General features: G+C 37.0%; 12 protein-coding genes. 4 read left to right on the forward strand and 8 right to left on the reverse strand.

The window, feature by feature from the left end; all coding sequences use genetic code 11:
• Positions 1-88 precede the first annotated feature (88 nt).
• Complete coding sequence (locus tag ACTQ45_RS06475; protein ID WP_441753254.1) at positions 89-244, forward strand: hypothetical protein; 156 nt, start codon at positions 89-91, stop codon at positions 242-244.
• Positions 245-306: 62 nt separating this feature from the next.
• On the opposite strand, the gene ACTQ45_RS06480 is transcribed toward ACTQ45_RS06475, so the two are convergent.
• The 6 genes from ACTQ45_RS06480 to ACTQ45_RS06505 all read right to left on the reverse strand — a co-directional run bounded on the left by ACTQ45_RS06480 (position 307) and on the right by ACTQ45_RS06505 (position 9,371).
• Positions 307-492, reverse strand: coding sequence for a hypothetical protein (locus tag ACTQ45_RS06480; RefSeq protein ID WP_441763278.1), 186 nt, complete (start codon positions 490-492; stop codon positions 307-309).
• Between the two features lie 100 nt (positions 493-592).
• Positions 593-1,255, reverse strand: a complete 663-nt coding sequence (locus tag ACTQ45_RS06485) for a DUF6320 domain-containing protein (protein WP_441753255.1) — start codon at positions 1,253-1,255, stop codon at positions 593-595.
• Complete coding sequence (locus tag ACTQ45_RS06490; protein WP_441753256.1) at positions 1,248-2,630, reverse strand: alcohol acetyltransferase; 1,383 nt, start codon at positions 2,628-2,630, stop codon at positions 1,248-1,250. The genes ACTQ45_RS06485 and ACTQ45_RS06490 overlap by 8 nt, the downstream gene beginning before the upstream one ends.
• The gene (locus ACTQ45_RS06495; protein ID WP_441763279.1) at positions 2,599-3,570 is read right to left on the reverse strand and encodes an alpha/beta hydrolase fold domain-containing protein; all 972 of its coding nucleotides are present in this window, start codon (positions 3,568-3,570) and stop codon (positions 2,599-2,601) included. Before ACTQ45_RS06495 ends, ACTQ45_RS06490 begins: the two co-directional genes overlap by 32 nt.
• Before the next feature lie 946 nt (positions 3,571-4,516).
• On the reverse strand, positions 4,517-6,298 hold the full coding sequence (gene spxB, locus ACTQ45_RS06500) for a pyruvate oxidase (protein ID WP_441753260.1): 1,782 nt from the start codon (positions 6,296-6,298) through the stop codon (positions 4,517-4,519).
• 1,456 nt (positions 6,299-7,754) lie between these two features.
• Entirely contained in the window at positions 7,755-9,371 is a 1,617-nt protein-coding gene (locus tag ACTQ45_RS06505) for a peptide ABC transporter substrate-binding protein (protein ID WP_441753261.1), read from the reverse strand.
• 539 nt (positions 9,372-9,910) lie between these two features.
• Here ACTQ45_RS06505 and ACTQ45_RS06510 point away from each other — a divergent pair.
• From ACTQ45_RS06510 to ACTQ45_RS06520, 3 genes are read left to right on the forward strand one after another with little or no spacing between them, the layout of a single operon-like run.
• Positions 9,911-10,000: a hypothetical protein gene (locus ACTQ45_RS06510; protein ID WP_441763336.1), complete on the forward strand. Its 90-nt coding sequence runs from the start codon at positions 9,911-9,913 to the stop codon at positions 9,998-10,000.
• Positions 10,000-10,284: a RhuM family protein gene (gene rhuM / locus ACTQ45_RS06515; protein WP_441753262.1), complete on the forward strand. Its 285-nt coding sequence runs from the start codon at positions 10,000-10,002 to the stop codon at positions 10,282-10,284. The genes ACTQ45_RS06510 and rhuM overlap by 1 nt, the downstream gene beginning before the upstream one ends.
• Before the next feature lie 26 nt (positions 10,285-10,310).
• Positions 10,311-10,412 carry a DUF5960 family protein gene (locus ACTQ45_RS06520; RefSeq protein WP_441753263.1) on the forward strand — a complete coding sequence of 34 codons (102 nt, stop codon included), beginning with the start codon at positions 10,311-10,313 and terminating at the stop codon, positions 10,410-10,412.
• Between the two features lie 475 nt (positions 10,413-10,887).
• On the opposite strand, the gene ACTQ45_RS06525 is transcribed toward ACTQ45_RS06520, so the two are convergent.
• Positions 10,888-11,400, reverse strand: coding sequence for a hypothetical protein (locus ACTQ45_RS06525; protein ID WP_441763280.1), 513 nt, complete (start codon positions 11,398-11,400; stop codon positions 10,888-10,890).
• A gap of 932 nt (positions 11,401-12,332) precedes the next feature.
• Positions 12,333-13,892: a glutamine-hydrolyzing GMP synthase gene (gene guaA, locus ACTQ45_RS06530; RefSeq protein WP_441753358.1), complete on the reverse strand. Its 1,560-nt coding sequence runs from the start codon at positions 13,890-13,892 to the stop codon at positions 12,333-12,335.
• Between the last annotated feature and the right edge of the window lies 1 nt (position 13,893).

Consider the following 13,893-nt stretch of genomic DNA (forward strand, 5'->3'; position numbering starts at 1 on the left):
GAGAGAGTCATGTTAGTTATAGTATCTCCGAAATTCACGGTTTTATATGGTATTATGTAAGGAAATAATATTAAAAAAGAGTTTTTAGATGAACATCTACGAATTAGATAATGAATTATTGGGTAGCACTTTAAAAAGCATCGTTTTCGCAGCTTATTTCGGTAGTCATACCTCATTAGCCACAGCAACTGAGACTGGTATCGAGGATGATAGCTTGAATTCAAATACGTCAAAGATCTGTTGAATTTACCAATGGAAGAGCTGATTGATACCTGGTTTGGCGGCGCTGAAACAATGGAAAGACATTTAGATAGCATCGACGAGTAGAGCTTTACTTGCCGGGTATTTCTTAGGTCTATTCGCATGCAAGGCGGTTTCCTGACTCGACGGATTCGAACTGAATATGAGTAATAAAAGAGCCGCCTCTGAAATGAGACGGCTCTTTTGCTTGTTATTCAGAATGTCGACTGATGATATACGGCTTACTTCCACAACATTTCAAGCAAACTTAGAGTAAGCCTACTTTGCAATCATCAACTATCGCTGTACTGCTGTAAATCCAATCAAAATATTCTGAGTAAAGAGTCATTTTCTAAATAAAGGTCCGTTTCTTTAGTTCGCGACGGATATCCGGCCAACGGAACAAGACAATTAAAATCAAGGTTAAAACGCTCAAAAAAACTGAAATCGCCGCGGGTGTTGTCACTGTAACCCAACCTAAAATTAGAAAAATCGCTGGCACGAGCCCAAGTATGTCCGCAACAGCTAAATAAAGAATATAATCCCCTGGCTTCAAGTGGATTAATCTTGTGGAAACAAACATCCCCACGAGCGATGCACTACAAAAAATTGGTATCGCGTAAGTCAACGACCAGCCTGTCCAAGTCAGAAGGTAATCTAGATAGGCGCTGACTAATGACAGGCTCACTAGCAAGTACAGGACACTTTTGGCTAAATTTCGCCGTTTCCGTACAACGATTAATACAATCAGCCAAATCGTTCCAATGCCTAAAACAGATCCTTCAAACACACGTATTTCTCCCCGCCAAATATAAGCGAAAGCAAAAATTACCAGTATAATCAGGATGGACAGCCAAACTAGCCATTTAACAATTCGTTGATTATTAAATTGAAGCGGAACGTCGGGATATGAACTGGGAACGACTCCTCCTGTTTGAGCAATTGCTTGGTGACATAAGGGACAAGTTGCCCAATCTCCATTTATTTCAACTTTACACCGGTCGCATTTACGCATGGCTGCCCTCTCCTAACTCTTCTTCAGTCACCTTATTAACAGTTGTTGTGACCGGTATGCCCAAATCAGTTAAATGAGTCGCAAAGTTTTGAAAAATATCAGTTTCCACAAACGGTGAGGTAAAGGTAATCGTCATCACATCATTATGACTGATCGTACAAAATTGAGGTCTGACAGCAATCGTATGAAAGAAAACTTGCTTGACCCATTGATCAATCATTTGAGAAAAACTGACGCGTCCTAAATTGGATATCGCAATTGTGATATTTCGGTTATTCAGATAATTAATTATTTTTAAACCAAAATCTTTGATTGGCCGAAGAACCACACGGCTAATCGGCATATATTCGAAATAAACGAGTTGCTTTAGCCAGCCCTCTAGGTGATCTTTTTCGAGTTGAGGATCAAGCTCGGCTTTGAGCTCATAACAAATGTCATGCAAACTATTCTCATGACCTTTTTTATAAGTATAAGAAATATTGGTCACCGAGAAAAAATTTCGCGCAGACGTCGAGGGGAAATATTGGCGCAGGTTAACTGGAACAGAGACCGCAATTGTTTCATCACCTTCAAAATCCGTGACACTTTGCCGTAAAGCTTCTATAAATAAAGCGGTTAAATAAATAGTTACCGATACGCCGATTTTCTTCGCTTGGCTAATAATGTCTTTGACTGGCATTTCTAACTCGACAACTCGTGGCCTGTTATCCGGAGTATACGTCCCTTTATAGTGATAGACTTTCTTTTTGCTTCGTTTGGCGATTGGAAAAAGAATTCGTTTCACTCGCACGCCTATTTCTGTAAAATTACGTAAAGCAGATTGAGCCTCTTGAGTAAAACTGCGCTGTTCAGTTTTACGGAAGTGACGCGAGAAACTATCTTCACTTGAGCTCTCGTGACTATAAGTTGAGGTTTCTAGAAGCATACTCTGGGCTTCTGGATGTTTTAATACCAAATACTCGCGCATTAAATCTTGGAAAAACCACATAGCGCCCGTTCCATCTGATAAAACATGGAATACCTCCAGACTAATTCGCTGATTTAAATAAAGCACGCGAAAGAGCAATTCTTTGCGGTCAAAATGATAAATTGGACGGCAGGGTGATTGTGTATCTTCTTTTACAGTTGGTATTAAATCGCTTTCTTCTAAATAATACCAAAAGAAGCCACGCCGTAAGACACTATGGTATAGCCTGTATTGGTCATAGACTTTCTGCAAGGCCATTTGCAACAAATTAGCGTCGACTGCTTCTGAAACTTCCGCACTGAATCGGAACACTTTGGTGTCCCTTTGTGTCATGGCAGCAAGAAATATATTCGAAGCGTAGTCTAACCTTACCCACTTATTCTGGCTTCGAGCTTCCCGTTTCGTCATATGCGTCACTTCCTTTCAAGTGATTATCTAGAAAGCGTTCGATTAAATCATAAGAATCTTCGACAATTTTATGGTTGAGTGGTCCAAATATATAATTATGAACCGTCTGAGTTGCTTCAAAAATTTCTACCGAATTCCCCGCTTCTTCTAACAACTCGCCATACATCAGCCCTTCATCACGTAATGGATCAAATTCAGAAATAATGATTAAACTGGCCGGTTGCTTAGAAAAGTCTTGTGTCATCAAAGGAGCGACATAAGGTGACTGACGAGCTCCAATATCTGGTTCATACATATCCATGTACTCTTGCATTTTCTTAGCGGTTAAGCCATAATCAGTCGCATTTTCACAGACACTTTTAAAAGGTGAGCGTTCATCGTGCGCCCAATAAGTCACTGGATTAATTAATATTTGCTTGGTGGGGATAGTTTTACCTTCATCACGTAAACGTAAAGAAACAGCTGCTACCAAGTTGGCTCCTGCTGAGTTGCCAACTAATGTTAATTCATTTCCTTCTAACAAACCGGTCGTTTTTAGATCAGTCAATAACCTATCAGTTACTTGATAAACATCATTAAAGCCTGCTGGAAATGGATGCTCTGGTGCTTTCGAATAGTCGACAGATAAAACGGTTCGGCCTGTTCGATTGGACAGTTTGCTGCAGTCCTTTGTATAGGTATCAACATTACCAAGTACCCAACCACCGCCATGAATAAATAGTAGTAATTCATTACTACGTTTAACGTCTGGTTGAAAGACACGAATTGGAATTTCATGGCTGCCATCTTCCGCATAAATATGCCAATCTAAAAACTCATATCGATTTTTTACACTTAGAGCGAAAAATTCTTGAATTCTTCGAATTCGCTTGTACCACTCGCGCATATTTATTTTTGGGGAAGAAATAATTTTCAATAGAAAACGTACGATAATGTTCATAATAGTCCCCTCACTCATGATTGTTTTATTGTAGTGTGTCTGATGTTGTGCTGAAGGTCAAGCAAAAAGATAAGCCGCCTGAATAAAAAGCCTTATCAGATTAAAGTAAGTCTTATTTCTAATACTCGCTATAACTTTCTACTTATTGAGTAGTTTCGATAGTATTTCAACACTTTTTTATATTGTACAGGAATGTTGGCACCTTTTTCCATACAGGCAAATTTTTATTTCATCTGACTATCCCACACCACGTATCATCTAGCTAGTTAGCAATAACCATTTGTCAGACCGTTCTATTTTGCCCAAAATATTATTCTACATCCCTCATTTTAATCACTGAGCCATGTTTTAGTGGCTCACCTAAGAGCTCAGCCATGTTTTAGTGGCTCACCTAAACGCTCAGCCATGTTTTACTTACTGACCTAAGTACTCAGCCATGTTTTACTTACTGACCTAAGAGCTCAGCCATGTTTTACTTACTGACCTAAGTAGTCAGCCATGTTTTACTTACTCACCTAAGTAGTCAACCATGTTTTACTTACTGACCTAAGTTGTCAGCCATGTTTTACTTACTCACCTAAGTACTCAGACACTAAAAGATAGCTCACCTAGACAACTCCGAGCCACTTAGGCTCGCGCTAGTTGAAAACACAAGAGATGTTGCTCGCTTCGTATCGCAAGGATTAAAAAAGCAGCTAAGCTTTTAATCGTGCTGGTTCAGCCAGTACACCTATCGAATCTTCCCAAGAAATTGGTAAAGAAATGGTTATAATATTTTGAGCATTGTGAGAAAATTTTCTCTAATACTTTTTTCAACTTAGATCCTTAAATTGGCCAGTATGAGGATCTATAGCCCTTTTCTATTGCTATCAACATTAAAAAGACAAAAAAGGTGAGTCACTTTAATCAGCGACTCACCTTTTCTCGAATTAATATTCTGTCAAAATTATTTAGCTACTTTAGAAGTAAGACCTTCAGCTTTTAAGAATTCACTGAATGCTACTAATTCTTCTGCTTCATATTTCTCTTTATAAGCAGCGATTTCTTCTGCAGTGTATAAAGATGCATCTAATTTCAGTGTTTCTACTGGAATTGGACGTTCTTTTGTAATTTTAGCATCGATGACAACTGTTCTGCCTTCTTTGTATGCTTTAACTGCGTCAGCCATCACTTGGTCCATATCTTCGATACGACTTACTGTGAAACCAACAGCTCCTTGTGCTTCAGCAATCTTAGCGTAGTCAACGTCTGTAAATTCAGTACCAAACGTGTTTGAGTTTGTATCTTCATATTTGTTCTTGATGAAACCATACTCAGTGTTTGTGAATACCACGTTGATAACTGGTAAATCGTAACGTACGTTTGTAACGATATCTTGGTAGTTCATTGAGAACGCACCGTCACCAGCTAAGTTCCATGCTTGACGTTCTGGGTAAACTTTCTTAGCTGCGATACCACCAGGTAATGCAATTCCCATTGATGCAAACAATGGAGAAGTTCTCCACATGTTTTTAGGCGTCATGTGTAAGTGACGAATAGATGTTTGAGTTGAGTTACCAACGTCGATTGAGTAGATTGCATCTTCATCAGCATACTTGTTGATTGCATTGTACACTTGATAAAGTTGTAAAGCGCCACTTTCTTTTGTTTCTAATTTCGTCATGTATTCACGCCAGTTTTGAATGTTTTTCAAGTTAGCGTTCCACCAAGCTGATTCTTCAACAGGAGTAACTTTAGCTAATAATGAATGAACTGCTTCACCAGCATCTCCAAGAATTGCAACATCAGCATTGTGACGTTTACCTAGCATTACTGGGTTGTTGTCAATTTGGATGAATTTTTCAATGTTTTCGAATGTTTTATCTACTTCAGCAAACGGGAAGTTTGATCCAATAAAGATAACTGTGTCAGCTTCTTTGATTGTCTCGTTAGCAGGTTTCCAACCAACACGGTAAGTAGAACCAGCTAGCGCTTCAAAATCATATTCGAAAGTCTCGTAGTTTTTACCAGTTACAATGACTGGTGCTTTGATTAAGCGAGATAATTCTGTTACTGCAGGACCGTGTCCCATAGTCCCAACACCTGCATAAATTACAGGACGTTTAGAGTTATTTAACACTTCAACTGCTGCGTCGATATCAGCTTCGTTAATTGGTGAAGATGTATAATCACGGAAGCTTTTAGCTGAAGAGTAAAATGCATCGTTATCCATTTCGTGGAAACCAAAGTCTCCAGGAACTTCTAATACAGCAACCCCACGTTTAGCGATAGCAGTACGGATTGCTTCGTCAACTAATTTAGGTAATTGTTCAGCGTAAGCAACACGACGGTTGTAAACTGCAATGTTCGCAAACATTGGGTTTTGGTTTAATTCTTGGAATGCATCCATGTTTAATTCTTTTAGTGGACGAGATCCTAAGATAGCTAATACTGGCGTGTTATCCATAGCTGCATCGTAAAGACCGTTGATTAAGTGAGACGCACCAGGTCCACCAGATCCCACACAAACACCAATTTTACCACCAAATTTCCATTGCATTACAGCTGCTTTTGCTGCAACTTCTTCATGCTTCACTTGAAGAAACTCAATGTTTGTTTCTTCTTGTTCACCTAGTGCTTCCATTAATGGAGCTAATGTACCTGAAGGAATACCGTAAATTGTTTCAATACCCCAATCTGCCATTACTTTTAAAGAAGCTGTACTAACTTTTGTTTTACCTGTTGTCATTATAATAATCCCCCTAATTGAATTTAGACAAAATATATATGTTTTAAATCTAACGCCCAAAATCTTATATCTAAGATTTCTCCCCATTTAATACGTTTTATAAACACTATTCTGTTCATTGGAACTAATTATATCCGAAACGTCTTTACATATCTATCTATCTTGACACCTTCTTTTTTATAAAATCATGACTTTTAATCTGTTTCATTAGGGATATTTTTCTGTATCATTTTATTGGGCATGCAAAATTGTCTGAAGCACTCACACATTCATATTCTTAGTAAATGACATCTTTTCCTTTCCAACATTTGGATTTGATTGCCTAGACATCAAAGTTGGTTTCGCTTTCCAGAAAGATTTAATCGCTTTTGATTTTCAATCTTCTCACTCTTTAGGGGGTGACTCTAGTCCGTTCTTTCTTAGTTTACGCTAACTATTTCTCTATATTTTTCAATAATAGTCCATTTGATTTTCATCATCTAAAATTCCCCATTAATTGAATTATAATAATTCTCATCATGTTCTTACGCCTTTTGATCAAGTTTAGCTCTTTATAGCTAGATAGTTGGGCAGATAAATCGGATAACTCAAGTAAGTCTGTTGATATTCTATGCTTGGTAGCAAAAATTAAGACATACCGGATTTGTTAGTAAACATACTCGACTCAAATTGAAACACAACGCATCAGGCTGTCCCCTTCATCTATTCAGCGTTTCTTAGTCTCTAAATAGCCTAACCACATCATGGCGACTTGAGCGACGATGTGAAACATGGCCTGAGATTCGTGGCGTCTTGAGCGATGGTGTGGTCGTATGACTCGGTTAGATTCTGTCTGATTTCGCCGTACTCTCTCTGGGGACCAAAACGATAGAGGTAGTCTATTTCTATATCATGCTTATTTAAATTGGCGGTGTTCTCGATCAATAAGAAATTAGCCACTTTTTGCATTTTACGGTCTTGATACTCTCTATCAATTTTAAAAGACAATAGCTTCTGCCTATTATCATAAGTTTCACTGTTTGATTACAAACATTTGAATGTACGTTCGCTTAATCAACAACCATTCATAAATATACCAAAAAAAAACTCATCCTCAATTAAGAGAGTGGGCTTGAACAATAAAATAATTTATCAATCCTATATTATGAATATTTAAACCCCCAATAGCAATTCATTATATAAATTTGATGTAATAATAGTAGCACTTAAAAAAAGACGTGTACGAGCAAACACATACAATAGCGGATTCAATCAAAGCATATTTGATTTCATCGTCCTATGAAATTTACTGCTCTCTTACATTGACTCTCATAAACATCTATTCATATTATTATTGTATATACTTTAAGTTTCATGTAAATAGCGCTAGCTAAGCCAATAAATAAAACCGCCAAAAACACTTTTAATAGTGTTTTTTGGCGGTTTTTCTACAATATTTCATAAATCAAAATAAATATTACTCTGCAAAATAAACATCTTTCAGATTAATACGCCCCACTCCATCATAATCCATACCGTGTAGTTTTTCATTCTGCACGTAAGCATTACTATAGTAGTAAAGTGGAATAACTGGCATATCTTCAATCATGACAGCTTCTGCTTGACGTAACAAATCTAGACGCGCATCAACATCTAATTCAAACATCGCTTGATCTAATAATTCTTTATATTCTTCTGATTCCCAGCCAGTATCATTATTACCGGCATCAGCAGTCTTGTAGTTGTCTAGGTAAGTCGTCGCATCATTGTATTTACCCGTCCAACCAATACGTCCAACTTGGTAATCTTTAGTATCTAATCGATCTAAGTAAACTTGCCATTCAGTGTTATCAATTTTTGCATTGATGCCTAATTCACGCGCCCATTTCTCTTGAATATCTTGTGCGATAACAGAGTGAGCTTCACTTGTATTGATTGAAATATTAATCGTTAACTCACTTGGATCCGATAGACCTAATTCTTCTAAACCAACCGTCAAGTATTCACGAGCCGAATCGTAGGCAGCATCTTCGAAGTAGCCGCGATCTTCCTCAAATCCAGGAATCACGTTTGGAACATAACCTAAAGCTGGAACTTGTCCACCCTTCGTAATATTATCGACAATATTCTGGCGGTCAACGGCAAAAGCAAGAGCTTTACGAATGTTCACATTCGCCATTGTTGGATCAGTTGTATTAATCACATACCAGTAAATCGCAGAAATAGGTTGAGTTTTTAAGATCCCTTGATCAGCAAATTCATCAATCATCCCTAAAGCGACTTCTCCATACGGTGAACCTAAATAATCCAATGAGCCTGACAAGTATTCATTACTTTGTGTAGCTTGAGATTCGATAATTTGTACATGAACTTCGTCCAAGGCTACATTCTCTTTATCCCAATATTGGTCATTCTTCGTTAATACATAGTGACTTTGATGAACCCACTCTGTTAATAAGAATGGTCCGTTTGTGATGTAATCATCTGTTAAACCAACCGCCCAATCTGGATTACCTTCCACTACCGACTGATGAACGGGTAAGAATGTATACATACCGAGTAACTCAGTAAAGTAAGCTGTTGGCGAAACTAAAGTTACTTCTAAAGTATAGTCGTCTAATGCCTTAACAGCGACATCATCGGCACTACCTTCACCAGTGTTATACGCCTGTGCGCCTTCAATGACGTATAAAAACTCTGCACGTTGTGATAAGGTTTCAGGATTTAAAGCACGTTTCCAACCATACTCAAAATCTCCCGCTACCACTTCATCACCGTTAGACCATAATGTGCCTTCACGCAGATAGAATGTATACACCAAACCATCTTCACTCATATCCCATGATTCTGCTAGTGCAGGAATTACTTCTCCTTCTGGCGTCGTATCTGTTAAGCCTTCAAACACGTTATCAATGATCGCACCAGATGTTGTATCCGTTGCGATAGCTGGGTCAATCGTTGGTGGTTCAGATCCAATAGCTAAATTTAGAATATTCTCCTGAGCACTCACTGCTAGTTGTGGAAATAACCCTCCAAATGAAACAATTAATGCCATAAAAAAAGTTGAGAGTTTATAAACAAAATTTTTCTTCATATTTTTAACACTCCTTATCCATTAATATACATAATTTCACATTAATGAAAGCGTTTGTCAAGGTTATTATTATAATTCAATTAGAATTGTTATCACTTTATTAACACCCCCTCATTTTAAAATCTGCATAATAAATATAAATTAATATCGGGGATGGTTATCACTATAATTCCCATCTATTAAATTGATAGTTTACTAATAAGTTCTGTATTTAAATGCGCTAATCTCAATTCTTTACAAAATATTAAACACAAAAGTTTGTATTATATAAATTAATCAATTTTATTATATTGTTAGCTGACACAAAATTATTTTATTTATTTCATGAGTTTATCGATTTAATACGTCTTAATGTGCCGGGTGTTCTTATAACTATCGGAGTGTTTTATATTTTTGGTTAGTATTATTCATTTGAGCTTAAATAAACTCAAAGCAAATTTCGAGCGACGTTTGTATCCAATATATTTAACGATAATTAGTTAGAACTTAATTCAACTGTTGTAAAAATTGCAACAGTTCGAAAAGAAGGTAATAGAGAGATTTCTAGGGGTTTAACCTATTATAGTATTGATGGAAATATATCAGTTGGATATCGAGTGAACTTTATACGCGCTACTCATTTCAAATAATGGGCTACCGGTGTTTTAAAAGAGTATATGATAAAAGGTTAAAACAAGGAGCGAATCTTTTAGAGAAAGACTATTTTCAAGAACTTCTCGAAATAGTACGCTCAATTCATGCGAGCGAACGAAGAATGTGGCTAAAACTGACTGCCATATTTTCCGAAGTAAGTACCGAATATGAAAATTCCAGTGAAATAACGAAATTATTTTACGCTAATGTACAAAATAAATTTCACTATGCAATTGTTGGTCAAACCGCTGCAGAAATCATCTATAATTTAGCGGATTAATCTAAAGACAATACGGGTTTTACCACTTGGAAAATTTCACCATGAGTCTTCTTATGACTTTTGTTACTGATGACTTATTATTATCAATGGCGGTCTCTCAAAAAAATTACTTTATCTTGAACAGATAAAATTCACTTGATCGAGAAAATCATTATTTTATTTTTAACGTTAAGATGGCTTCTGAAGCTTAGATGGTCAGAATTTATGAATACGTTGGACATTAGACAGCAAAAACAACCCAACACTCGGTTAAGAGAGTGGATTATTTGTACTAGAAAATACTAATGATAGTCCTTCTACTTTTTAGAGTAAGTAACCAAGCGAAAAGTAAGCATATATCAGAATTAATATTATAAGCAAAAGTATTTTACTTAATTCTATTTTACTTTTCATTCCTAATTTAGAATACTGATACAAAATATATAGATTACATACCAACGGGATTACGACAACTAATAATGTACTAAAAAAAAATTTATAATAATCTATTTCTAGTGCATTAAATAAAATGTTATAGACTAGCATAGAGATCGCACTTAAGATTTGAAAATTCTTTTTATACTTTTTATAGTTTATATCTTTCATGATAGCCCTCTTTTTTATTTATTCCCAAACTTCATATGTGTGAGTAAAAGTTGTCCCTGTTACATAATTAGTATAGGACGCATTACTATAGAAATTCATCCTTACAGTAACGTGGAACCTACCATTAGATTCTCTCCAACTTGACTGCTTGTAAGTATAGTAGATATAATCTGTATTATATTCAATTAATGTGCCAGCTATACCTATAACACCACCAACCGTACCCATACCTGCAACAGCAATAATTGCTCCAGCAAGTCCTACTACAGTTCCAGGTTTTTTAATAGAACCATAGATTGTATTTGCTCTCATCAAGGAACTTGAACCATAGTATTGTTCAAGTTCAGCCAATTCTTCCTCAGTAACCTTGTACACATATTCAATGTTTTCTCCATCTTCAATAACTGAGTATGGTTCTAGCTGATCCCATGAATTAGCATAAGCAATAGCGTTTGATAACGGAAACACAGATGGTAAAAAAATCATTACAACACAAATAAAACTTAAGATTTCCGCTATGTTTTTCCTCATTTTTATGCTCCTTTTTTGAACCGAGAGAAACAACAGAAAGCGCCTTTAGGGACGATTGTTTGGGTTTTGCTTCCACCTTCAAATGAAAAAGAAAATCACGAAAATCACGCAGCTGAAGAGAGAGTTGATAATAATATTTATAAATACAGAACAGAAGCTCGATTGCGAAGTAGGTCTTCACGCTTCGTTAAGGGCATTTTTCTAGTTTTAGATATATTAGGGTCGCTAATGATTGGTTGACTTTTTACGAATTTGACCAATAATTGGGATTATTTTACATATGGGATTGGCTCCTCCGTTGGTATACTACTAATATACCATTTGGTTACAAATGTCATTAGAATTTCTGAAAATCGTTATGTAAACAATTTAATACAAAATGATTTGATTGAAGTTCAAAATAAAAATTCTAATTTTTTAGAAATTCTATTATTCTACATAGAAAAGGTATTAGCACCGGACCATCAGGCACTCCTGATGGTCTAGTAGACAACTTGTCACAGGAAGTTGAATTCTCACAAGAAATTCCGGATACTAGTATCGAAATTTCACACACTGTAATAGACTAAGTAAGAAAACCTAGAACTATGTCTTAGGCTTCTTAGGTTCGATTCGTTTATACTATATCGTGATTTTTATTTTAGTTGAACTATTAAGCGCAGCTCATCGTGGTGGTTTACCAAAGCGGTAATAAGGGGAATCGGCGTAGCTTGGTCTGACTCTGAGCAACGCGAATTAGACAGAACCTAGCCGATTCAGCTGAAAAAGCACGAACGCCAGTGAGGCTTTGAAAGCGACCAACGCATTGGAAAACCAATAAGGTAAGCGAAGCACAAAAGGCATTCTATCAACTCTAACCTAATAATTCCTTATACTATAAAAACAGCGACGCCCCTATTTTAAAAGGGGTGTCGCTGCTTTCTTTTATTCTTCTATTCCCATTCAATTGTTGCTGGTGGTTTTCCTGTGATGTCATACACGATACGGTTTACGTGTGCGACTTCATTTACAATACGCGTACTGATTTTTTGAAGAATATCCCAATCAATACGAGCGAACTCACCAGTCATACCATCAATCGATGTCACTGCGCGAATACCAATCGTATAATCATACGTACGACCGTCACCCATCACACCTACACTACGAATACCTGGTAGGACTGTAAAGTATTGCCATACTTCACGTTCAAGACCGTGATTTGCAATTTCTTCACGTAAAATCGCATCGGATTCACGAACGATTTCAACTTTTTCTTCAGTAATTTCACCTAAGACACGAATCCCTAGACCGGGTCCTGGGAATGGTTGACGCCAAACAATGCTGTCAGGCATGCCTAGTGTTGTTCCTAATGAACGCACTTCATCTTTGAATAAAGTACTCAATGGTTCGATTAATTCGAATTCCATATCTTCGGGTAATCCACCCACGTTATGGTGAGATTTAATTGTTTGAGCTGTTTTTGTACCAGACTCAATAATATCCGTGTAAAGCGTGCCTTGTGCTAGGAAATCCACACCTTCTAACTTAGTCGCTTCGTCATCAAAGACGTAAACAAACTCGTTACCGATAATTTTACGTTTTTCTTCTGGATCGCTCACCCCACGCAATTTATCGAAGAAGCGTTTTTTAGCATCCACACGAATAATGTTTAGGCCAAACTTACCTGTTAATGCTTCCATAACTGCGTCGCCTTCACCTTTACGTAGAAGTCCGTGGTCAACAAAGATACATGTTAATTGATCGCCAATTGCTTTTTGCAAAAGAACTCCAACCACACTTGAATCGACCCCTCCGGATAAACCAAGTAATACTTTACGGTCGCCGACTTTTTCACGAATTTTAGCAATTTCAAACTCAATGAAATTGTCCATTGTCCAGTCACCTGTTGCTTGACAGATTTCAAAGGCAAAGTTACGTAACATTTCATTACCATGTGTACTATGATGAACTTCTGGATGGAATTGAACACCATAAATTTGACGCGCGGTATTCTGGAAAGCTGCGATTGGACAATGATCATTGCTTGCGATGACTTCAAATCCCTCAGGTAATTCAGTGATTAAATCGCCATGACTCATTAAAACTTGTTCTTCATCAGCTAAACCTTCAAAAATTCCAGTTGACGTTTCACTAATGTTAATCATTGAACGTCCGTATTCGCGTTTGTTCGCTTTAGAGACAGTACCATTGAATAGTTGTGTTGTTAACTGCATGCCATAACAAATGCCTAGAACCGGTACACCTAAATCATAGATTGCAGGATCTACTGTAAAAGCATCCTCTGCATACACACTATGTGGACCTCCAGATAGGATAATACCAATGACGTTTCCTTCTGCTTTAATAGCTTCTGCACTTGTGTCATTCGGTAGTAATTCACTAAATACTCCGAACTCGCGGATTCGACGTGTGATTAACTGATTGTATTGACTTCCAAAATCTAAAACAATAATCTTTTCAATCGCTTTTAATGTCGCGGTCAACTTTATT

The sequence above is a fragment of the Fundicoccus sp. Sow4_D5 genome (assembly GCF_052116365.1).
Taxonomy (GTDB): Bacteria; Bacillota; Bacilli; order Lactobacillales; family Aerococcaceae; genus Fundicoccus.

Coding starts and splice junctions, on each gene's coding strand:
- ACTQ45_RS06475 (WP_441753254.1), top strand. CDS start 89: ATGAACATCTACGAATTAGATAATGAATTATTGGGTAGCACTTTAAAA.
- ACTQ45_RS06485 (WP_441753255.1), bottom strand. CDS start 1,255: ATGCGTAAATGCGACCGGTGTAAAGTTGAAATAAATGGAGATTGGGCA.
- ACTQ45_RS06495 (WP_441763279.1), bottom strand. CDS start 3,570: ATGAACATTATCGTACGTTTTCTATTGAAAATTATTTCTTCCCCAAAA.
- rhuM (WP_441753262.1), top strand. CDS start 10,000: ATGGGCTACCGGTGTTTTAAAAGAGTATATGATAAAAGGTTAAAACAA.
- ACTQ45_RS06505 (WP_441753261.1), bottom strand. CDS start 9,371: ATGAAGAAAAATTTTGTTTATAAACTCTCAACTTTTTTTATGGCATTA.
- spxB (WP_441753260.1), bottom strand. CDS start 6,298: ATGACAACAGGTAAAACAAAAGTTAGTACAGCTTCTTTAAAAGTAATG.
- ACTQ45_RS06525 (WP_441763280.1), bottom strand. CDS start 11,400: ATGAGGAAAAACATAGCGGAAATCTTAAGTTTTATTTGTGTTGTAATG.
- ACTQ45_RS06490 (WP_441753256.1), bottom strand. CDS start 2,630: ATGACGAAACGGGAAGCTCGAAGCCAGAATAAGTGGGTAAGGTTAGAC.